Consider the following 19423-nt stretch of genomic DNA (forward strand, 5'->3'; position numbering starts at 1 on the left):
AGCATGGCTTGCCAGCGAAGGCGTCCTCCAGAATGAAGAAGGGTTTGAGGGCCCCTTCGCTGGCAAGCCATGCTCCTACAAGGGATTGCGGTGAGCTTACGCCCGTGGCAACCAAACGGATTGCGTTGCATCAAGCATTGATACGGGCATGCGCCGCCAGGCGATTGATGGCCCGGTCGAGGTCTTCCAATGCGCCCGGAGCCTTCGGGTCCTGTTGCTTGAGCAGGGTTTCGCTGCGCTGGCAGGCAGCGCGCAGCTGCGGCACGCCGCAATAACGGGTGGCGCCGTGCAGGCGGTGTACGCGTTCGATCAACGCGTTGTGATCGTTGGTTTCCCGGGCGAAGCGGATGGCTTCGCGGTCGGCTTCCAGCGATGCCAGCAACATCGCCAGCATGTCCGCCGCCAGATCCGCCTTGCCCGCCGCCAGCCGCAACCCTTCTTCGTGATCCAGCACTTGCAGCTCGTGGCTGCCGCCGTGACTGTCACTGGAACGCTCGGGCCCCTGATTGCGCAGCGCCAGTCCGGTCCACTTCAACACCACCTGAGCCAATTGCCGCTCGCTGATCGGTTTGGTCAGGTAATCATCCATGCCACTTTGCAGCAGCGCGCGTTTTTCGTTGGCCATGGCGTGGGCGGTGAGGGCCACGATCGGCAGCGGCGTGCAATGCCGTTCGCTTTCCCACTGGCGAATGGTTTCGGTGCTCTGACGACCATCCATGCCAGGCATCTGCACGTCCATCAACACCAGATCGAAGGTCTCGGTCTGCACCGCTTTGACGGCGGCATAGCCGCTTTCCACCGCAAGCACCTTGGCGCCAAGGTCTTCGAGCAGGGTTTGCACCAGCAACAGATTGGCCGGGTTGTCGTCGACGCAGAGCACCTTCGGCGCGCGGCTGGATACTGGCTCGCCGGGATCGCTACGTTGCTGGCGCGGATTGACCAGATCGGACAAAGCCCGGCGCAACTTGCGTGTGCAGGCCGGTTTGGCCTGGAGCTGGCTGTGTGGGTTCGGCACCGAGAGGTGGAACAGTGTCTGTTCGGTGGTCGGGCACAGCACCAGCACTTTGCAGCCGAGGTGCTCAAGGTCCCAGATATGCTGGTTGAGACGCTCCGGCGGCATGTCGTTGCTGGTGATGCCGAGCACGGCGAGGTCGATCGCCAGATCGGTCTGGTGTGCGCCGGTCACGCCATTGGTCAGGCTTTCCAGAGTGTTGAACGGGGTGACTTCCAGGCCACAGTCTTCCAGCTGATGCTGCAACGCCTGACGGGCCAGTTCGTGGTTCTCCAGCACGGCGACGCGGCGTCCGAGCAACGGCGGAGCGGGCAGGTCTTCGGCGTCGTCGCGGGTTTTCGGCAGGCTCAGGCTGATCCAGAATTCCGAACCTTCGCCCGGCGTGCTGTCGACGCCGATCTCGCCGCCCATCTGTTCGATCAGGCGCTTGGAAATCACCAACCCCAGGCCGGTGCCGCCGGGTTGCCGGGACAGCGAGTTGTCGGCCTGGCTGAAGGCCTGGAACAGCGCGCGCACGTCCTCGTTCGACAGGCCGATGCCGGTGTCCTGAATGCTGATGCGCAGTTGCACGCTGTCTTCATGCTCGTCTTCGAGCATGGCGCGGGCAACGATGGTGCCTTCGCGGGTGAACTTGATCGCGTTGCTCACCAGGTTGGTGAGGATCTGCTTCAGGCGCAGCGGATCGCCGACCAGCGACAGCGGCGTGTCGCGATAGACCAGGCTCACCAGTTCCAGTTGTTTGGCGTGGGCGGCCGGGGCGAGGATGGTCAGGGTGTCCTGGAGCAAATCGCGCAAGTTGAACGGAATGTGGTCGAGCACCAGTTTGCCGGCCTCGATTTTCGAGAAGTCGAGGATCTCGTTGATGATCCCCAGCAGGCTGTCGGCGGATTTTTCGATGGTGCCCAGGTAGTCGAGCTGACGTGGGGTCAACTCGCTTTTTTGCAGCAGATGGGTGAAACCGAGAATGCCGTTGAGCGGCGTGCGGATTTCATGGCTCATGTTGGCGAGGAATTCGGATTTGATCCGGCTCGCCTCCAGGGCTTCCTTGCGCGCCAGGTCCAGCTCGATGTTCTGGATTTCGATGGTTTCCAGGTTCTGGCGCACGTCTTCGGTGGCCTGATCGATGCTGTGCTGCAATTCTTCCTGGGCGTTCTGCAGGGTGCCGGCCATGCGGTTGATGCCGGACGCCAGTTCATCGAGCTCCTGACTGCCGAGCGGCGGCAGGCGGGTTTCCAGGTGACCGTCCTTGAGTTGCGCCACCGCTTGCTTGATCTGGCTCAGCGGCCGATTGATCGTGCGGCCCATGCGCAATGCCAGCAGCGCCGCACCGGCGAGGCCCGCGCCGATCAACAGCAGGCTGGCGAACAGGCTGCGATAACCGCGCAGCAACATGCCGTTGTGGGACAGTTCGAGTTCGACCCAACCCAGCAAGCGGTCAGATTCCTCGGGTATCAGGTCACCGGCCAGGTTGCGGTGCTTGCCGAACACCGGCAGCAGGTAACGCGTCGCATCGTTGCCGCTGCGGCGCAGCATTTGCGAGCCATTGCCCAGCGGCGCCGGATTGAGCATGGTCGGGCCAGCATGCGCCAGCGACGAGCGGTCCGGGGCGAGGAGCGTCACCGCGCGCACATCGGGTGTTTCCAGCGCTTGGGTGGCGATGCGTTCCAGCAGTTCGGTGTCCTTGTGGCTCATGGCCGGCGCGACAAGGGGCGCGAGCTGTTCGGCGATCATTTCGCCACGCTGCATGAGTTGGGTTTGCAGGTCGGATTGCTGCATCCAGGTGAAATAGCCGCCCAGCACCAAGGCCATCAGGCTGGTCGGAAGCAAGGTCAGCAACAGCACGCGGCCTTTTATTCCCAGTTTCTTGAGCACGCCTCTCTCCTGCATCCAGCCATTTAAGAACCTGCGTGTACATCCGGTACACGCCACTTGCGCAGTGTAGCGATTTGCTTGCGGGCAATCCTCGTAAAATTGATGACGTCATTCGTCGGGCAGTCCAGCGCTTTTGCGTGGCTGGCAAACCTTGGGTTGCCCCCGGCGAGGCAATCTTGAATAATCATCAACTGAGAATTATTTGCAGATACTCATGACTCCCATCTCTGTTGGCCATCCCCGAATCCTCTCCATCGAAGACGACCTGGTGCTCGGTGCTTATGTGCACGAGCAACTGGGTCGTAGCGGTTTCCAGGTGACCTGGTGCCAAAACGGCCAGGAAGGCCTGGCGATTGCCCGTGAGCAAGCCTTCGATGTGGTGCTGATGGACATTCTGCTGCCGGGCATGAACGGATTGAACGTGCTGACCCAATTGCGCCAGAGCCATTCCACCCCGGTGGTGCTGATGTCGGCACTGGGCGCCGAAGCCGATCGCATCAGCGGTTTCCGCCTCGGCGCCGATGATTATTTGCCCAAGCCCTTCAGCATGGCCGAGCTGCGCGTGCGCATCGAAGCGATCCTGCGGCGCGTCGCACTGGATCGTCGCCCGGCCGTGGCGCCGGTTGCCTTGGTGGCGGACAGTCTGCGTTTCGACGATGAATGCTTCGAGGTGTTCTATGGCGAACACGCCGCCGGCCTGACCCGCAGCGAGTACCGGTTGCTGGACACCCTCCACCGCAACGGCGATGAGGTGCTGAGCAAAGCCTTCCTTTATCAGCACGTGTTGCAACGGGGTTACGCGGCTCACGACCGCAGCCTCGACATGCACATCAGCCAGATCCGTCGCAAGCTCAAGGCCATCGGCTACACCGAACGGGAAGTGCGCACGGTGTGGGGCAAGGGCTATGTCCTGAGTGCTGACCATGAAGTGGTCTGACCTGCCGGGCAGGCATTCGCTATTCTGGAAACTCGCCTGTCTGCTGGTGGCGTTCTGTCTGCTGATGATCTGGCTGAGCTGGTCCTGGGGCCGCTACATGGAACAGCGCAACCAGTTTCTCTCTGACGAAGCCCGAGGCACTCTGACGCGCTATGCCGCCGAAGCCGAACAGGCATGGGAGCAGGGGCAGAGCGCAGGTGTCGATGCCTGGCTGCAGGAGATGCGACAGCGTGAAAAGGGCTGGGTGGGTGTGATTGGCGGCGATTTGCAGTCGTTGAGCAGCCAATCGCTGACGGACCAGGAAATCCAGCGCCTGACTTTTCTGCGTGGCCTGGACTGGCCCATTCACAAAAAACGCCTGCCGTGGCTGCGCATACCGTTTCCCGGTGACTCATCCGTTGGCAGCGTGGTGATCGAACTGCCCCAGCGGTTCAAGCCGGGGCGCTACCGGGTGTTCTGGCGCGTCATCACCAATGGTGTGATTCCCGGACTGTTCACCTTGCTGTTGTGCGTCGGGCTGTATCGATTGCTGGTCGTGCCCCTCAATCAACTGCGCGAGCAGGCCAATGCGTGGCGCGCCGACCAGTTGGGTGTGCGCCTGTCGAGCCGCACGACCAATCGTTCTGATGAACTGGGTGAGCTTGGCCGCGCGTTCGATCACATGTCCGAGCGCCTGCAAAGCACGGTGGCCCTGCAACAACAGCTGTTGCGCGACCTGTCCCACGAATTGCGCACCCCCTTGAGCCGTTTGCGCGTGGCGAGCGAGGGTGAGCAAAGTCTGGTGCAACTGCGCGAACGCATTGGTCGCGAAGTCGATGGCATGCAACGGTTGGTCGAAGACACGCTGCAACTGGCCTGGCTCGACACCGAGCGCACGCCCTTGCCCGACGAGGCGATCCAGATTCAGGCACTGTGGGAAATGCTCACGGACAACGCCTGCTATGAAAGTTGCTGCCCCACCGAGCAATTGCAGTGCGCGGTGGATTCATCCTGCTGGGTGCGCGGCAATCTCAACACGCTGGCCCAGGCCCTGGAAAACATCCTGCGCAATGCCATTCGCCATTCACCGAAGGGTGGCATCGTGCGTCTGGATGGACGACGTGAAGGCGGTTACTGGCATCTGTGGCTGGAGGATGAAGGGGGCGGGGTGGCTGAAGAGGATCTTGAGCGGATCTTCTCGCCGTTCACTCGACTCGATGGTTCGCGGCCGGGGAATGGCGGGTTCGGGTTGGGGCTGAGCATTGCAAGGAATGCGGTGCAGCGTCAGGGCGGACGGCTTTGGGCTGAAAACACTGGGGCAGGGTTGCGGCTGAACATGCGGTTGGTGGCTGATGACGCCATCGCGAGCAGGCTCGCTCCCACAGTGGATGTGTGCCGACCGCAAATGGTGTGATCAACGCTATTCCCTGTAGGAGCGAGGCTTGCCCGCGAAGAGGCCCTTCGGGTCAGCCCCACGAAAAAGTCTCACCGCTGGTGAGACAATTTTCCTGGACCCACAACCTGATCATTTTCTCCCCAGTGTAAAATCTCGTTCAAAGCTGCGCTGTTCGGTCGCAGCGAAATCCAGCCGGCAAAAGTGTGAGCGCTGCTGACACAAACCCTGTCCCTCGGCACGGGAGTTGTTCAGTTAGAGTTTTGAGGCGCTGCCCAGGTCTATGTTGCGCAGGCAGCAGAGTCCTGAATCAGTCCCTTATTCCCATAAGCCATAAGCACCGCACTTTGCGTGATATGGCCTTCCAACGTTTGCCGGTATGATAGGCGCCCCCGCAGTCTGGATTGCGAATACGCCATGACCTTGCAGTACCCAACCATCGCCGATTGCGTCGGCAACACTCCGCTGGTTCGTTTGCAGCGCCTGCCCGGCGCCACCAGCAATACCCTTTTGCTCAAGCTCGAAGGGAACAACCCGGCGGGTTCGGTCAAGGACCGGCCGGCGCTGTCGATGATTACCCGCGCCGAGTTGCGCGGGCAGATCCACGTCGGCGATACGCTGATCGAAGCGACCTCGGGCAACACCGGGATCGCCCTGGCCATGGCCGCCGCGATCAAGGGTTACAAGATGATCCTGATCATGCCGGACAACTCCAGCGCCGAGCGCAAGGCCGCGATGACGGCGTATGGCGCCGAGCTGATCCTGGTCACCCAGGAAGAAGGCATGGAAGGCGCACGCGACCTCGCTCAGCGAATGGAAGCCGAAGGCCGTGGCAAGGTGCTGGACCAGTTCGCCAACGGAGATAACCCGCAAGCGCACTACACCACCACCGGCCCGGAAATCTGGCGTCAGACCGAGGGCACCATCACTCATTTCGTCAGTTCGATGGGCACCACGGGCACCATCATGGGCGTGTCGCGCTACTTGAAAGAGCAGAACGACAACGTGCAGATCATCGGTCTGCAACCGATGGAAGGCTCGGCGATCCCGGGCATCCGTCGCTGGCCGCAGGAATACCTGCCGAAGATCTACCAGGCCGATCGCGTGGACCGCATCGTCGACATGGCGCAAAGCGAAGCCGAGGACGTGACCCGTCGTCTGGCTCGCGAAGAAGGCATCTTCTGCGGCGTGTCCTCGGGCGGTGCCGTGGCAGCGATGCTGCGCCTGTCCAAAGAAGTTGAAAACGCGGTGATCGTCGCGATCATCTGCGACCGTGGCGACCGTTACTTGTCGACCGGCATTTTCGACGCGCCCAACTGATGGCCAAGCACGAGAGAGGCCTGCGCTTCCAGCCCACCGGCGGCAGCAAGGCCCCGCAAATTCCGACCGGCAAAAAGCAGCGCCTGACTATAGAGCGCCTGGCGAATGACGGTCGCGGTATCGCGTTTTTCGAAGGTCGCACCTGGTTCGTCATCGGCGCATTGGCCGGTGAAGAGGTCGAGGCGCGCGTGTTGGGCGCCCACGGCAAAGTAGTCGAGGCGCGCACCGAGCGTGTGTTCCAGGCCAGCGAACTGCGTCGCCCGGCACCGTGTCCGCATGCCGGTCGCTGTGGCGGTTGCAGCGTGCAACATCTGCCGCACACCGAACAACTTGCCCTGAAACAGCGCATGCTCGCCGAGCAATTGTCGAAGGTCGCCGGTGTCGAGCCCGAAGAATGGGCCGCGCCGTTAAGCGGTCCGGAATTCGCTTACCGCCGTCGCGCCCGTGTAGCGGTGCGCTGGGACATGAAAGCGAAGAAGCTCGAAGTCGGTTTCCGCGCCGCTGGCAGTCAGGACATCGTTGCGATCAACGAATGCACGGTGCTGGTACAGCCCTTGCAACCGATCATGACCCGCTTGCCGGAAATGCTCCGCCGCTTGAGCAAGCCTCAGGCGTTGGGGCATGTGGAATTGTTCAGTGGTTCGTCGTTGGCGGTTTTGCTGCGGCACATGGCGCCGTTGTCCGAATCCGATCTGACGATCCTCAAGGATTTCTGCTCGTTTCATGAAGCTCAATTGTGGCTGCATGGAGAGGGCGAGCCACAACCGGTTCAAGCCGATCAGTCTTTGGGCTATCGCCTTGAACAGTGGGATTTGAACCTGGCGTACCGGCCGGGAGACTTCATTCAGGTCAACGCGGCGGTCAACGAAGCGATGGTTGCCCAGGCGCTGGACTGGTTGAAGCCGACAGCGGATGAGCGCGTTCTCGATCTATTCTGTGGGTTGGGTAACTTTGCCTTGCCGCTGGCCAAGGCGGTTCGCGAAGTGGTGGCAGTCGAAGGTGTGCAGGCGATGGTTGAGCGCGCAGCCGCGAACGCCGCTAGCAACAATCTTCATAATGCGAAGTTTTTTCAGGCCGATTTATCCCAGCCTTTGACCGATGCCGAATGGGCGCGCGAAGGCTTTTGTGCGGTACTCTTGGACCCACCCCGTGACGGTGCTTTCGAGGTGGTGCGCAAGCTCAAGTCGATGGGTGCCGAGCGGTTGGTGTATGTGTCATGCAATCCGGCAACGCTGGCGCGCGACACAGTGGAATTGATCAAGCAGGGCTACCGGTTAAAACGTGCCGGGATTCTCGATATGTTTCCTCAGACGGCGCATGTCGAAGCCATGGCGTTATTTGAAGCGAGTTAGGAAGGCTCGTCTGGTCCGACTGGCCCGCCCGTGCAGCCGCGTACCAGCCCGACGTGGGCTCATGGGCAGCGAAGGTCAGCGATTTGACGCATTGAATCTGCGTCGTAGGGAAGGTAAGCAAGATGGTACAGGTGAGAGCACACCAGCCGATCAACACCGACGGCAGTATCAATCTCGAGGCTTGGCTCGATCATGCGGTCAGTGTCGATCTGGCACTGGATCGCGAAGCCTTGAAAGAAGCCTGCGAGTACGCTCGCGAGGCAGAACAACAAGCCAATGCGGCGAAGAATTTGTGGTCAGAGGGAAACTCCAGTTTCCGCACCGGCCTTGAAATTGCCGAGATCCTCGCCGACCTCAAGCTCGATCAGGATTCGCTGGTCGCCGCGGTCCTGTACCGAGGCGTGCGCGAAGGTCAGATCCAGTTGCCGGCGGTCAGCCAGCGCTTTGGTCCCGTGGTGGCCAAACTCATCGACGGCGTGCAACGCATGGCGGCGATCAGCGACAGCCTGAGCCCGCGTAAATCCATGGTGATGGGCACTCAGGGCCAGGTGGAAAACCTGCGCAAGATGCTCGTGGCCATGGTCGACGACGTGCGTGTCGCGCTGATCAAACTGGCCGAACGCACCTGCGCGATCCGAGCGGTGAAAACCGCCGACGACGAGAAGCGCAACCGCGTCGCCCGGGAAGTCTTCGACATCTACGCGCCGCTCGCCCACCGTCTCGGCATCGGTCACATCAAGTGGGAACTGGAGGACTTGTCCTTCCGCTACCTCGAGCCCGATCAGTACAAGCAGATCGCCAAGTTGCTGCACGAGCGGCGCCTGGATCGCGAGCGTTTCATCGCCGATGTGATGAACCAGCTGAAAGTCGAATTGCAGGCCACCGGCGTCGATGCCGACATCAGTGGCCGGGCCAAACACATCTATTCGATCTGGCGCAAAATGCAACGCAAGGGTCTGGAGTTCAGCCAGATCTACGACGTTCGCGCCGTTCGCGTGCTGGTGCCGGAAATGCGCGACTGCTACACCGCGCTCGGCATCGTCCACACCTTGTGGCGGCACATCCCGAAAGAGTTCGACGACTACATCGCCAACCCGAAAGAGAACGGCTACCGCTCGTTGCACACGGCGGTGATCGGGCCTGAGGGCAAGGTGCTGGAAGTGCAGATCCGCACCCATTCCATGCACGAAGAGGCCGAGCTGGGCGTTTGCGCGCACTGGCGCTACAAGGGCACCGACGTCAAGTCCGGCTCCAACCACTACGAAGAGAAAATCTCCTGGCTGCGTCAGGTGCTCGAGTGGCACGAAGAGTTGGGCGACATCGGCGGCCTGGCGGAACAGCTGCGGGTCGATATCGAGCCGGACCGGGTGTACATCTTCACCCCCGACGGTCACGCCATCGACTTGCCGAAAGGCGCGACACCGCTGGACTTCGCCTACCGCGTGCACACCGAGATCGGTCACAACTGCCGTGGCGCGAAGATCAACGGGCGCATCGTACCGCTCAACTACAGCCTGCAAACCGGTGAGCAAGTCGAGATCATCACCAGCAAGCACGGCACCCCGAGCCGCGACTGGCTGAACCCGAACCTGGGTTACATCACCACCTCGCGGGCACGGGCGAAGATCGTTCACTGGTTCAAATTGCAGGCGCGCGATCAGAACGTCGCGGCCGGTAAAACCCTGCTCGAACGCGAACTCAGTCGCCTTGGCTTGCCGGCGGTGGATTTCGACAAGCTGGCCGACAAGGCCAACATGAAAACCGCCGAGGACATGTTTGCCGCGTTGGGCGCAGGCGATTTGCGCCTGGCGCAACTGGTGAACCTCGCACAGCAACTGGTCGAGCCGGAACGCGGCAACGAGCAGCTGGAACTGATTCCGCGCAAGGCCACCGGCTACAAACCGGGCAAGCGCGGTGACATTCAGATCCAGGGCGTCGGCAACCTGATGACGCAAATGGCGGGCTGCTGCCAGCCGTTGCCGGGCGATGCCATCGTCGGTTACATCACCCAGGGCCGTGGCGTGAGCATTCACCGTCAGGACTGCGCCTCGGTGCTGCAACTGGCCGGTCGCGAGCCTGAGCGGATCATCCAGGTCAGCTGGGGCCCGGTGCCGGTGCTCACCTATCCGGTGGACATCATCATCCGTGCCTACGACCGTTCCGGTTTGCTGCGTGACGTCTCGCAAGTGCTGCTCAACGAGCGAATCAACGTGCTGGCGGTCAACACCCGCTCGAACAAAGAGGACAACACCGCGTTGATGTCCCTGACCATCGAGATCCCGGGGCTGGATGCGCTTGGGCGGTTGCTGGGGCGGATATCCCAGTTGCCGAACATCATCGAAACCCGGCGTAACCGTACGCCGTGAGAAACCTTCACGGAAATTGATGGTGATATCTGTAGGAGCGAGGCTTGCCCGCGAAAACGGTGTGTCAGACATGCAGCTTTCGCGGGCAAGCCTCGCTCCTACAGAGCGTAGAGATTACTAAAAGATGTATTCACTTGAAGATTTGTTGCACCTGATGAGCCGTCTGCGCGACCCGCAGTTCGGCTGCCCGTGGGACATCAAGCAAACCTACGCGACCATCGTCCCGCACACCCTTGAGGAAGCCTACGAAGTCGCCGACGCGATCGAGCGTGGAGACTTCGATCACTTGCAAGGCGAGCTGGGCGATTTGCTGTTCCAGGTGGTTTATTACAGCCAACTGGCCCGGGAAGAAGGGCGCTTCGAATTTGCCGGCGTCATCGACAGCATCACCCGCAAGTTGATCCGTCGTCATCCCCACGTGTTCCCCACCGGCGATCTGTACGCGCCGCTGGATGTTCCGCGTCTGAGTGAAGAGCAGGTCAAGCAGCGCTGGGAAGAAATCAAGGCTGAAGAGCGCGCCGAGAAATCCGCGGCGCCGCAACAACTGTCCTTGCTCGACGACGTGCCCGCCGCGTTGCCGGCGTTATCCCGTTCGGCCAAGTTGCAAAAGCGCGCAGGGCAGGTCGGTTTCGACTGGCCGGATGCGTTGCCGGTGCTGGATAAAGTCCGCGAAGAGCTCGATGAATTGCTCGAAGCCATGGCCGACAACGACTCGGCAGCGATTGCCGATGAAGTCGGTGACCTGCTGTTTTCCGTGGTCAATCTGGCGCGTCATTTAAAGGTCGATCCGGAAACCGCCTTGCGCGGTGCCAACAGCAAATTCGAAAGACGCTTCCGTTTTATCGAACAGGCATTGCGCGACACCCACCGTCCCATAGAAGATTGCACCCTCGAAGAGTTGGACGCCTTGTGGGGCGAAGCCAAACGTCAGGAAAAGAATTTGCCCAGCTGCGGTTGAGCAGTGGCCTAAGTGAGAAATAAGCACCATGAGCATTTCCCTTCGCGACCAGTTGCTAAAGGCAGGGCTGGTCAACCAAAAGCAGGCCAAGCAGGTCGGCAAAGAGAAGCAGAAGCAGCAGCGTCTGGTCCATAAAGGTCAGATTGAACAGGATGACACCCAGCAGCGTCTGGCGCAGGAAGCACTGGCCGAGAAGGTCAAGCGTGACCAGGAGCTGAACCGTCAGCAGCAAGAGAAAGCCGAGGCCAAGGCCCGTGCCGCGCAGGTCAAGCAATTGATCGAAGTCTCGCGCCTGCCGAAGCTGACCACCGAGGACTACTACAACTTCGTTGACGACAAGAAGGTCAAGCGCCTGTCGGTCAACGCGCTGATGCGCAACAAGCTCAGCAACGGCTCGCTGGCGATCGTGCACCATGCCGGCGGCTACGAAGTGATCCCGCGTGAGGCGGCCCTGAAGATCCAGGAACGCGATCCGCAGCGCATCGTGCAGCTGAATGTGCAGACCGAAGAAGCGGCGGCTGAAGACGATCCGTACGCGGCCTATCAGATTCCTGATGATCTGATGTGGTAAGCGGTTAACGACTGCTACAACGACAAACCCCGCTCATGGCGGGGTTTGTCGTTTTCAATGCTGTCGTTGCTTATGCGGATCGGAGCTCTCGTTGTTGCTCCAGTGTTTCCAGTTCGGCCTTGTAGCTGTGGGCGTCGGTTTCGGAGTGGAACATCCCAACCAACATGCCTTGTTGGTGCACGTCCCAGATCCGGATGCCGGCGGCTACGCCTTCGTGGGATTTATGTGAATCGTCGCGTTCAGTTACTTTTACAGTCATCTGCTAGCTCCAATCTCTGTGATATCTGCAGCAAGGCGTGTGCAGGACTCAGTTATATATTTGGTTAGCTTGCTAAGTAAACGACTGCGTTTGGTAACGCACTCTTGCCAATTCTGTAAAAGTGCTGCAGCCCGCGTAATACGCGACATTCGGTCGCAGGGCTTTGAGCTTCATGACAAAAGCTTCATGTTTCCAGCAAACAAAGCCTGTAGGAGCCGGCTTGCTGACGATGAACGATAACGCAATGCGTCTGAACAACCGCGTCGACTGGATCGCCAGCAAGCCGGCTCCTACAGAAGAAATCGCGGTGAATTTATTTTCTTCAGACAAAAAAACGCCCCGAACCAGTCGGGGCGTTTTTGTGTGCAGCGTAGCGGCGGGGTATTACTTACCCTGCCAGCGCTTCAGTACCAAAGTAGCGTTGGTACCACCGAAGCCGAAGCTGTTGCTCATCACGGTGTTGAAGGCGACGTCTTCGCGAGTCTTGGTCAGGATCGGCATGTCTGCCACTGCTGGGTCCAGCTCGTCGATGTTGGCGGAACCCGCCATGAAGTTGCCTTCCATCATCAGCAGGCAGTAGATCGCTTCGTGAACGCCAGCGGCGCCCAGGGAGTGACCGGACAGGCTCTTGGTAGAGCTGATGGCCGGAGCCTTGTCGCCGAATACCGCACGCACGCCTTCCATTTCCTTGGTGTCGCCGACCGGAGTCGAGGTCCCGTGGGTGTTGAGGTAGTCGATAGGTGCGTCAACGGTGGACATGGCCATCTGCATGCAACGGATGGCGCCTTCACCGCTTGGGGCAACCATGTCGTAGCCGTCGGAGGTCGCGCCGTAGCCAACGATTTCCGCGTAGATTTTCGCGCCGCGAGCCAGAGCGTGTTCCAGCTCCTCGACTACCACCATGCCGCCACCGCCGGCGATGACGAAACCGTCACGCTTGGCGTCGTAGGCGCGGGAGGCCTTTTCCGGGGTTTCGTTGTACTGGGTGGACAGTGCGCCCATGGCGTCGAACAGGAACGACTGGCTCCAATGTTCTTCTTCACCGCCGCCGGCAAATACGATGTCCTGCTTGCCCAACTGGATCTGCTCGACCGCAGTACCGATGCAGTGAGCACTGGTGGCGCAGGCGGAGGAGATCGAGTAGTTCACGCCCTTGATCTGGAACGGCGTGGCCAGGCAGGCGGAAACGGTGCTGCCCATGGTCCGCGTCACGCGGTATGGACCAACGCGCTTCACGCCTTTCTCGCGCAGGATGTCCAGCGCTTCCATCTGGTTCAGCGTGGAGGCGCCACCGGAACCGGCGATCAGGCCGGTACGCGGGTTGGAGACTTGCTCATCGGTCAGACCGGAGTCGGCGATGGCGTCTTTCATGGCCAGATAGGCGTAAGCCGCCGCGTGGCCGACGAAGCGATAGATCTTGCGATCGATCAGTTCTTCGAGGGGAAGGTCGATGGAGCCGGAAACCTGGCTACGCAGACCCATTTCGGCATATTCCGGGTTGAACCGGATGCCAGGGCGGCTTGCACGCAGGTTAGCGGAGACGGTCTCTTTGTCATTGCCCAGGCACGAAACGATGCCCAGACCAGTGATAACGACGCGGCGCATGCGGATAACCCTTAGAAGTTGTCAGTGGAGGTGAAAACGCCGACCCGGAGGCCTTCGGCGGTGTAGATCTCGCGACCGTCGACAGTCACCGAACCATCGGCGATGGCCAGGTTCAGCTTGCCTTTGAGGACGCGCTTGATATGAATGTTATAGGTCACTTTCTTCGCGGTCGGCAGAACCTGACCAAAGAACTTCACTTCGCCCGAACCCAGGGCGCGGCCACGGCCCGGCAGGCCTTGCCAGCCGAGGAAGAAACCGACCAGTTGCCACATGGCGTCGAGGCCCAGGCAGCCTGGCATCACCGGGTCACCTTCGAAGTGACAGGCGAAAAACCACAGATCCGGAGTGATATCCAGCTCGGCGACCAATTCACCTTTGCCGTACTTGCCGCCTTCTTCGCTGATCAGGGTGATGCGATCCACCATCAGCATGTTCGGGGCGGGCAGTTGCGCGTTACCTGGGCCGAACAGCTCACCGCGACTGCAGCGCAGCAGGTCTTCCCGAGTAAAGGCGTTTTGTTTGGTCATGCGAGCTCCTCAATAGTCCCATGCGGCAGGTGGGGCAAATCTTCCCGACCGATCGAAGCGTTCATGCCTCGAATCGGCAGCCTACTCATAGACTATTGCGTTGTGGTGAAAGTCACAGCACCAAGGACATGAATGTACACTTGTGCACTGAAATTATTATTCAAGCCCCTTTTCGGGCCTGTTCGGGTGCCTAAGACTGCCGCACTTTCGCCTTTCACGCCAGTCGCAGATGGTCGAAAGGCCTGCACTACTGCACCCATCGCTGCAGAATCTGCTGCAGATCAGTGCGTTTGAAGGGCTTGGCCAGGTAATCGTTCATTCCCGCCGATAAACAGGCTTCGCGGTCGCCCTGCAAGGCGTTGGCGGTCAGCGCGATGATCGGCAGGTCAGTGCAGCCGGGCAATTGGCGGATCTGGCGGGTGGCCTCGTAGCCGTCAATGATCGGCAGTCGGCAGTCCATCAGAATCGCTTCGAAAATCAGACTTTCGGCACTTCGCACCGCTTGAGCGCCATCGGTGGCGACGCTGACAGTAAAGCCCAGACTGCGCAACATTGCTTCGATAACGGTCTGGTTGACCGGGTTGTCCTCGACCAACAGCACATTGCGTCCTTCACCGTCACCGCTGCCGGTCGGTGTGCGCGGTGTCAGTACCGGCAGCTTCTGTTTATACAGCGCCAGCGGGATTTCCAGGGTGAACACCGAGCCGCGACCTTCCTCGCTCTGGGCGCGCAAGGTTCCGCCCATGCGTTCTGCCAGGGTGCGGGCAATCGGCAGTCCCAGCCCGGTGCCGCCGTAACGCCTTGAAATAGAACTGTCGGCCTGCTGGAACGCGTTGAACATCAATTCCAGGCTTTCGGCCGAGATACCAATCCCGCTGTCGCGCACGGTGCAGGTGAACCACAACAGTTCGTGATCCAGCGACTGCCACTGCGGCTCGATGCTGACGCGTCCTTTTTCGGTGAACTTCAGCGCATTGCCCACCAGGTTCACCAGGATTTGCCGGATCCGCGTCGGGTCGCCCTGCACCTGCAAGTCACGCATGTCCTCGGGAATCAGCAACGCCAGGTCGAGCCCGCGTTGTATCGCGCTGTGCGAGAACGACTGGGCGCAACTGCCGATCAGGTCCGCGAGGTTGAACGGGATGTGCTCCAGTTCCAGCTCTGAACGTTCAATGCGCGAGAAGTCGAGAATGTCGTTGATGACTTTGAGCAAGTGTTCGGTGGACTCCGAGGCCAGCGCCGCGTACTCGACCTGCTCCGCGGTCATATCGGTGGTTTCCAGCAGTTGCAGCATGCCGAGCACGCCATTCATCGGTGTGCGCAATTCATGGCTCATCATCGCCAGGAAGTCCGATTTGGCGTTGTTGGCTTTTTCCGCCTCTTCGCGCGTCTGGATCAACTGCGCCATGGCCTGATGCTGTTCGCGGCTGGCCTGTTCCAGACCGCTGGCGAGGTTGTTGATGTGCTGCGACAGCGCGCCGAGTTCGGTGTCGTCGACAATCGGCAATGGCGTTTTGTAGTCGCCGCTCTGGATCGCCTTGACCGCGTTGCCGATGTCGCGGATCGGCTGCGACAGGCTGCCGGCCAGGCGCCGGGCAATCAGGAAGGTGAACAGCAAGGCGAACAGCGCGAGGACACCGGCCTTGAAGAGGATTTCCTGTTGGCGCTTGCTGAAGGCGTCGTTCGACAGGCCGACGATCACCCGCCCCAGATAATCTTCGGCGGGGGCGGCGCCAGTGACTTTGCCACCCTGGAAGAAATCATTGTGCAGTGCGATGCGTTGCAAGCGCACCGGCGCCTGGAACACTTCGACCTGTTGCGAGCGGGTGTAGGTTTCCGAGGGGTGCTCGACGTACACCAGAATCCGGTTGGCGCTGTCCTGGACTTCCAGAAAGCGCACATTGGGCGTGGCCAGGGTGGCCTTGAGCAAACTTTCAAGCACCTCGTTGTTGCCGGAAATCACCCCGTACTCGGCGGCCGGCGCCAGTTGGTTGGCGATCAGTTGGCCGGTGTGATTGAGCTCCTGACGCAGGTCCTGGATCCGCACGAAGGTGAAGAAACTGATCAGCAGCAAGGTCAGCAGCAGGGCAGGGCCGAGGCTGATGATCTGGGTTCGCGTGTTGATGTCCCAACGACGACGGAAAGTCATGGGCGGCGTTCTCCTTCGGCCAGCTGTGTTGCGACCAACGCTTCATTAATCTGTTCAATGCCTAACGAACGAGCCACTTGTGGGTTACTCAACACTTTGAAGCGATTGGCGTAGTGCGTGCGCGGCCACGTGGCCGGTGGCCGGTCGAGCAGATCGTCGAGAATCGCCAGCCAGTCACTCTGGTCGCTGTAGGTGCTGGTCAGGCTTCCGGCCTTGACGAACCCGGCGTTGGGGCCGATCAGTGCGGTTTGCCGTGTGTAGCTGCTGAGCAGCAGGTTTTTCGCGGTTTTGGGGTTGTACAGGTCGGGATCGTCGAGGCCCAGCAGCACGTCACTGTTTTTCAGCAGTGTCTGCAACGGTCGGCTGTCATGGGTATTGTCCCAGCGCTCGGTGACGATTTCGAAACCCAGGGGCTTGGCGATCTCGCGCAGTTCGCCCAGGAGAAATTCGCTGTGGCTGTCGTAAAGCACCCCGACCCGTTTGACCTGAGGCAACAGGATTCGGGTCAGGCGTAATTGCCGATCCAGCGGCGGGTCGCTCCACAACAGGCTCAAATGCGCCGGCACGGTTGCCCCCAGGCGTTGGCGGGCTTGCAGGCGGCTGATGCGCAGCACCAGCGTCGCCGGGCCTCGGGCGTCTTGCAGGCGCCAGTCGAGGCTCGGCAGATCCAGCAGGATCAACCGGGTGCCGGCGGGCAATTTGTCCGGTGTCGGCAGATTGGCCAGTGGCTGAAAGCGAACGTTGTCAGCCGGGCGCAGGTCGCTCAGGGCCTTGGCAAACGACTGCATGCCCGGGCTGTCGTCGGCGCCGGTCAGCAGAATTTCGGCAGCGTTGACCGAAAGGCTACCCAGCCACCCGGCAAACACCAGGCACAACCCGGCCAGCAGGTGGCCAGGGTTTGGCATCATCCGTGATAGAGAGCGCAACATTTAGAACGCCAGCTCCGCGCTGAAGTAGAGCACTCGCCGCTCGTCATAGCGGTTGTCGATGAACGTCGTGGGTTGATTGTCCAGGCGCTGTTGAAGCACGCCGGCCAGTTCCAGGCTGGCCTTGCCCAGGCCAACGCGCTTGGCGATGCGCGTGTCGACCCGCTCAAAGCGATAGCCGTTGAGCGCGTCGTCACCATAGTAGAAGAGCGCACTGTTCCAGCCGTGGCCCCAATCGCGCAGCCAACCGGCGGAGCCACTGTTGCGCGCGGTCTGTTGCGCATCCAGCGGGTTGCTTGCCTCGGCATCGACATAGGCGTAGGTCAGGCGCAAGCGATCGGCACTGCTCAGGCGCCAGTCGAGCTGGGTTTCCGTACCGGTGAAGCGCGAGCTGTTGGCGTTGCTGGCGATGTACTGATTGTTGCGTAGCGGTTCGCTGATCATGCCGGTGATTTCGTCGTGAAACACCTTCACGTCCACCGCCAGCCTCCACTCGGCGAAGTAGCCGTTGTAGCCCAGTTCCCGCGAGCGCATGTGTTCCTGGTCGAGATTGCCGGGACCGCGGGTCTTGACGAAATAGCGGGCGCTGTTCTGGCCGTAGGCAGCGGGTTGCAGGTTGGTCACCCGGTAACTCCAGTTGACGTTGTTCTCGAACATGTCCGGCGAGCGGATGGCTTCCGAATACACCGCACGCAAACCGTGGCGCGGAGTGATCAGATAGTTGACCGCCACGCGCGGCGTCAGCGAGCTGCCGATCAATTGCGTGTCTTCGAACATTGCACCGCCCTGTAACAGCCAGTGTTCGCTTGCGCGCCACTCGAGCTGGCCGAACGCGCGCCATGTCGTGTCGTCGAGCGTGCCATTGAAGTAGGTCTCGGAATCTGCCCGGTCGTAACGATAGTTCAGGCCGCTGACCAGTCGCAGACTGTCGGACAGGCTGAGGGTGTCTTGCAGTTCGAGGTCGTAGCGCGTCTCGCGGGTGCTCTGGTCGATGTCGCCGCACAAGGTTTGGCGGGCGCCGTTGCGCCACTGGTCGAGCACTTTATTCGCCAAGGCTTGTTCTGCCGGCGTGCCGGACGGTGCGCCGAGGCCGACGTAACGCTCGATATTGCGCGCCAGGCGCTCGGTGTAATTCGGATTGAGCTGCCAGAGCTCGGTCAGTTCAGGGCTGAACGAAACCTCGGCGTCGCAGGCGCGCCAGGTCTGCTGACGATCCCAGTGCTGGGCCGAGCCCTGGATATAAAGGCTGTGATCAGGATTAACATCGAGGTTCCAGCGCAGGGAACCGGCATAGTCCTTGGCCACAACGTCGGAATTGTTCCCGGCGGCGGTAATCCCCGAAAACACCGGGCGGTAGGTATAAGGTCGCTGGTTGCTCCCATCCTTGGCATTCAATTGCCAATCGAGGCTTTGCTGTTCGTTGAGCGCCTGGCTGACGGCGAGGTTGAAACGGTTCAAGCGGCGGCTGTCGCGGTAATCGGCGCCGCGGCGGTCCGAGTCAAAGCCGTCGTCCTGCTGGCCGGACAGCGACAGGCGCATGTCGCCACCGTCCCAACCCACGCCCTGACTGGCGTAAAAGTCATCGATGCCGCGCTGACCACGGGTGACTTTGACCCGCGTACCATGGCTGTCGGCCGGGTTGCGGGTGATGATGTTGACCACCGCCATCAACGCATTGGCGCCATAGCTGACCGTGTTCGGGCCGCGGAAAACCTCGATGCGCTCGATGTCTTCCATGGCCACCGGAATGTCGCTCCAGTCGACCGTGGCCAGGCCGGCGCGGTACACCGAGCGCCCGTCGATCAGCACCTGCATGCGCCGCGCTTCGCTGGCGTTGGTGCCGTGATAGTTCACCGCCGCCTGATTGCCGCTGATGTTGCCGACCATCATCCCCGGCACCAGTCGCAGCAATTCACTGATGTCACGGGCGCCACTGGCGTTGATCAGTTCGCTGTCGATCACCGTCATGCTTCCCGGAACCGCCGCCGGCGACTGTTTAAGACGCGTAGCCGTCAGCACTTGCGGCACCGGCTCGTTGTCGAGAAACAGGTCGTCGGCCAGCAATGGCGGGCTGAATATCAGCGCCAGGACCAGCGGTGAGCGAGGTGCAGCGGGGCCAAACGACACAACACATCCTTGATAGCGATTAATGGGCGCGCATGTTAACCGAGCGGGTCGACTTTTTCAGTCACGATGC

The 19423-nt window shown here is 60.8% G+C and carries 15 protein-coding genes; 7 read left to right on the forward strand and 8 right to left on the reverse strand.

Translation table 11 applies throughout. The annotated features are described in order from the left end of the window. Positions 1–130: 130 nt before the first annotated feature. Complete coding sequence (locus tag KGA82_RS11155; RefSeq protein ID WP_008029326.1) at positions 131–2884, reverse strand: response regulator; 2754 nt, start codon at positions 2882–2884, stop codon at positions 131–133. A 214-nt stretch (positions 2885–3098) separates the two neighbouring features. Between KGA82_RS11155 and KGA82_RS11160 the strand changes: the two genes are divergently transcribed. The 7 genes from KGA82_RS11160 to KGA82_RS11195 all read left to right on the forward strand — a co-directional run bounded on the left by KGA82_RS11160 (position 3099) and on the right by KGA82_RS11195 (position 11760). Next, the gene (locus KGA82_RS11160; RefSeq protein WP_008041637.1) at positions 3099–3821 is read left to right on the forward strand and encodes a response regulator transcription factor; all 723 of its coding nucleotides are present in this window, start codon (positions 3099–3101) and stop codon (positions 3819–3821) included. Further along, a complete protein-coding gene (locus KGA82_RS11165) occupies positions 3808–5214 on the forward strand; it encodes a sensor histidine kinase (protein WP_223450357.1) in 1407 nt (468 codons plus the stop codon). Before KGA82_RS11160 ends, KGA82_RS11165 begins: the two co-directional genes overlap by 14 nt. Positions 5215–5610: 396 nt before the next feature. Further along, on the forward strand, positions 5611–6513 hold the full coding sequence (gene cysM / locus KGA82_RS11175; protein ID WP_207286454.1) for a cysteine synthase CysM: 903 nt from the start codon (positions 5611–5613) through the stop codon (positions 6511–6513). Next, positions 6513–7865 (forward strand): 23S rRNA (uracil(1939)-C(5))-methyltransferase RlmD, encoded by a 1353-nt coding sequence (rlmD, locus tag KGA82_RS11180; protein WP_223450358.1) that lies wholly within the window; start codon positions 6513–6515, stop codon positions 7863–7865. The genes cysM and rlmD overlap by 1 nt, the downstream gene beginning before the upstream one ends. Positions 7866–7987: 122 nt before the next feature. Next, a complete protein-coding gene (gene relA / locus KGA82_RS11185) occupies positions 7988–10231 on the forward strand; it encodes a GTP diphosphokinase (protein WP_008029318.1) in 2244 nt (747 codons plus the stop codon). A 124-nt stretch (positions 10232–10355) separates the two neighbouring features. Next, a complete protein-coding gene (mazG, locus tag KGA82_RS11190) occupies positions 10356–11189 on the forward strand; it encodes a nucleoside triphosphate pyrophosphohydrolase (RefSeq protein ID WP_223450359.1) in 834 nt (277 codons plus the stop codon). Between the two features lie 28 nt (positions 11190–11217). After that, the gene (locus KGA82_RS11195; RefSeq protein ID WP_008041629.1) at positions 11218–11760 is read left to right on the forward strand and encodes a DUF2058 domain-containing protein; all 543 of its coding nucleotides are present in this window, start codon (positions 11218–11220) and stop codon (positions 11758–11760) included. Positions 11761–11830: 70 nt separating this feature from the next. Here KGA82_RS11195 and KGA82_RS11200 read toward each other — a convergent pair whose 3' ends face one another. The 7 genes from KGA82_RS11200 to KGA82_RS11230 all read right to left on the reverse strand — a co-directional run bounded on the left by KGA82_RS11200 (position 11831) and on the right by KGA82_RS11230 (position 19353). Beyond that, positions 11831–12019 (reverse strand): hypothetical protein, encoded by a 189-nt coding sequence (locus KGA82_RS11200; RefSeq protein ID WP_192420389.1) that lies wholly within the window; start codon positions 12017–12019, stop codon positions 11831–11833. Between the two features lie 72 nt (positions 12020–12091). After that, complete coding sequence (locus KGA82_RS11205) at positions 12092–12349, reverse strand: hypothetical protein (RefSeq protein WP_223450360.1); 258 nt, start codon at positions 12347–12349, stop codon at positions 12092–12094. Between the two features lie 54 nt (positions 12350–12403). Then, positions 12404–13624, reverse strand: a complete 1221-nt coding sequence (fabB, locus tag KGA82_RS11210) for a beta-ketoacyl-ACP synthase I (protein WP_008029314.1) — start codon at positions 13622–13624, stop codon at positions 12404–12406. Between the two features lie 11 nt (positions 13625–13635). Then, a complete protein-coding gene (gene fabA, locus KGA82_RS11215) occupies positions 13636–14151 on the reverse strand; it encodes a 3-hydroxyacyl-[acyl-carrier-protein] dehydratase FabA (protein WP_003179264.1) in 516 nt (171 codons plus the stop codon). Positions 14152–14398: 247 nt separating this feature from the next. Beyond that, on the reverse strand, positions 14399–16300 hold the full coding sequence (locus KGA82_RS11220; protein WP_223450361.1) for an ATP-binding protein: 1902 nt from the start codon (positions 16298–16300) through the stop codon (positions 14399–14401). After that, complete coding sequence (locus tag KGA82_RS11225; protein ID WP_223450362.1) at positions 16297–17229, reverse strand: ABC transporter substrate-binding protein; 933 nt, start codon at positions 17227–17229, stop codon at positions 16297–16299. The genes KGA82_RS11220 and KGA82_RS11225 overlap by 4 nt, the downstream gene beginning before the upstream one ends. Next, the gene (locus KGA82_RS11230; protein WP_223450363.1) at positions 17230–19353 is read right to left on the reverse strand and encodes a TonB-dependent receptor plug domain-containing protein; all 2124 of its coding nucleotides are present in this window, start codon (positions 19351–19353) and stop codon (positions 17230–17232) included. Between the last annotated feature and the right edge of the window lie 70 nt (positions 19354–19423).

It is taken from the genome of Pseudomonas sp. BF-RE-22, from assembly GCF_019956155.1.
GTDB classification, from domain to species: Bacteria; Pseudomonadota; Gammaproteobacteria; order Pseudomonadales; family Pseudomonadaceae; genus Aquipseudomonas; species Aquipseudomonas migulae.

Coding starts and splice junctions, on each gene's coding strand:
- KGA82_RS11160 (WP_008041637.1), top strand. CDS start 3,099: ATGACTCCCATCTCTGTTGGCCATCCCCGAATCCTCTCCATCGAAGAC.
- KGA82_RS11165 (WP_223450357.1), top strand. CDS start 3,808: ATGAAGTGGTCTGACCTGCCGGGCAGGCATTCGCTATTCTGGAAACTC.
- cysM (WP_207286454.1), top strand. CDS start 5,611: ATGACCTTGCAGTACCCAACCATCGCCGATTGCGTCGGCAACACTCCG.
- rlmD (WP_223450358.1), top strand. CDS start 6,513: ATGGCCAAGCACGAGAGAGGCCTGCGCTTCCAGCCCACCGGCGGCAGC.
- relA (WP_008029318.1), top strand. CDS start 7,988: ATGGTACAGGTGAGAGCACACCAGCCGATCAACACCGACGGCAGTATC.
- mazG (WP_223450359.1), top strand. CDS start 10,356: ATGTATTCACTTGAAGATTTGTTGCACCTGATGAGCCGTCTGCGCGAC.
- KGA82_RS11195 (WP_008041629.1), top strand. CDS start 11,218: ATGAGCATTTCCCTTCGCGACCAGTTGCTAAAGGCAGGGCTGGTCAAC.
- KGA82_RS11200 (WP_192420389.1), bottom strand. CDS start 12,019: ATGACTGTAAAAGTAACTGAACGCGACGATTCACATAAATCCCACGAA.
- fabB (WP_008029314.1), bottom strand. CDS start 13,624: ATGCGCCGCGTCGTTATCACTGGTCTGGGCATCGTTTCGTGCCTGGGC.
- fabA (WP_003179264.1), bottom strand. CDS start 14,151: ATGACCAAACAAAACGCCTTTACTCGGGAAGACCTGCTGCGCTGCAGT.
- KGA82_RS11220 (WP_223450361.1), bottom strand. CDS start 16,300: ATGACTTTCCGTCGTCGTTGGGACATCAACACGCGAACCCAGATCATC.
- KGA82_RS11225 (WP_223450362.1), bottom strand. CDS start 17,229: ATGTTGCGCTCTCTATCACGGATGATGCCAAACCCTGGCCACCTGCTG.